This window comes from Streptomyces sp. NPDC025793 (genome assembly GCF_055558375.1).
Map to the genome: position 1 here is coordinate 1 of NZ_JBVHMR010000138.1, position 1,961 is coordinate 1,961.

Here is a 1,961-nt window from a genome sequence, read left to right on the forward strand (position 1 = left end):
CCGGATGTCTTGATCGGGCACTCGATCGGTGAGATCGCTGCCGCGCATGTGGCGGGTGTGTTGTCGCTGGAGGATGCCTGCGCTCTGGTGGTGGCTCGTGGTCGGCTGATGCAGGAGTTGCCTGCTGGTGGTGTGATGGTGGCGGTGGAGGCTGCCGAGGACGAGGTGCTGCCTCTGCTGGAGGGTCGTGCGGGCGAGGTGTCGATCGCCGCGGTCAACGGTCCTCGGGCGGTGGTGATCGCGGGTGTCGAGGCTGCGGTGGTCGAGGTTGCGGAGGAGCTGAAGGCACGGGGTCGGCGTACGTCGCGTCTGCGGGTCTCGCACGCCTTCCACTCGCCGTTGATGGAGCCGATGCTGGATGCGTTCCGTGAGGTGGCGGAGGGTATCGGGTACGGCACTGCGTCGATCCCGGTTGTGTCGAATGTGACCGGACAGTTGGCCGGGGACGGGGAGTTGGCGTCGGCGGACTACTGGGTGCGGCATGTCCGTGAGGCGGTTCGCTTCGCCGATGGCGTGGCCGCGCTGGCGGCCGAGGGGGTGACGCGTTTCCTGGAGATCGGACCCGACGGCACCCTCACCGCCCTCGCGCAGAGCTGCGTGCCGCACGATGACGACGCCGGTGACGCCCTGTTCGTACCGATGCTCCGCAAGGACAGGAGCGAGGTGGAGACCGTCGTCGTGTGCGTCGCCGCCGGATACACGGCGGGCGTCTTCGTCGACTGGACGGCGGTACTCGGTCAGCACTCCACGGTCGATGTCGACCTGCCGACCTATGCCTTCCAGCGTGAGCGGTTCTGGCCGCAGACCAAGCGCAGCGAGGTCGTGTCCGACGTCGAACTCTGGGAGCCGACCGAACCAGAGGAAGCACGCGAGCTGGCGGACAGCCTGAACGTGGGCGAGGACGTCGTCCAGAAGGTCCTGGCAGGACTCGCGACCAGGCGTCGGGACCGCATCGTGCGCGCCGAGGTGGACGGCTGGCAGTACCGCGTCGACTGGCAAGAGGTCACTCTCACGCCGGGTGCCGGCCGCTCCGGGCCGTGGCTGGTGCTCCACTCGGCGGGGCAGTCGGCTCATCTGGAGACCATCACCGCCGCTCTGCCCGAACACCTGCTCCTGTCCCTCCCCGACGAGCCCGATCGTGCGGAACTCGCGCGAGCCGTTGTCACCGCCGTTCAGGGCACGCAGCTCGCCGGAGTCGTCGTCCTGTGCGACACGGTCGTGCAGGCGCTCGTCGCCACCCAGGCGACAGGTGACGCGGAAGTCGAAGGACCTGTCTGGCTGGTGACCCGAGGAGCGGTCCGTATCGACCACCTGGAGGACGACGGTCCGCTGCGCGCCGAGCAGGCGGCCGTCTGGGGACTGGGACGTGTGGCCGCGTTGGAGCACCCCGAACGTTGGGGCGGCCTTGTCGATCTGCCGGAGGTGCCGGACGAGGACACCGCCGGACTCGTCGCGTCGGCACTCGCGTCCTCCGTGGAAGATCAACTCGCCCTCCGCGACGGCCGGTTCCATGCCCGCAGGCTCCGGCGGGAGCCGGCGCGGCAGCCCACGGACCAGGGCTGGAAGCCCGGAGGGAAGGTCCTGGTCACCGGTGGCACGGGTGCTCTCGGCGCACATGTCGCGCGCTGGCTCGTCCGGCGTGGGGCCACCGACCTGGTCCTCACCGGCCGCCAGGGAGCCGGCGCGCCCGGCGCCGAGGAACTCGTCGCAGACCTGCGCGACTTGGGAGCGCAACACGTGAGCCTGGAGGCCTGCGACGTGTCCGACCGGACAGCGGTCGCCGACCTGCTCTCGCGGCACCGTGTCAGTGCGGTCTTCCACGCCGCGGGCGTCCCCGACTACAAGCCCTTCGACGCTGTCGACGCCGCTCATGTGTCGCGGGTGGTGGGGGCGAAGGCGTGGGGTGCGGTGTATTTGGATGAGTTGACGCGGGGTTGGGATTTGAGTGCGTTTGTGGTGTT

At 69.6% G+C, this 1,961-nt stretch carries 1 protein-coding gene; it reads left to right on the forward strand.

What is annotated here, in order from left to right:
• Positions 1 to 57 precede the first annotated feature (57 nt).
• Positions 58 to 1,961 (forward strand): type I polyketide synthase (locus ACZ4MF_RS48895; RefSeq protein WP_467500914.1); only part of this gene is annotated, 1,904 nt, incomplete at its 3' end.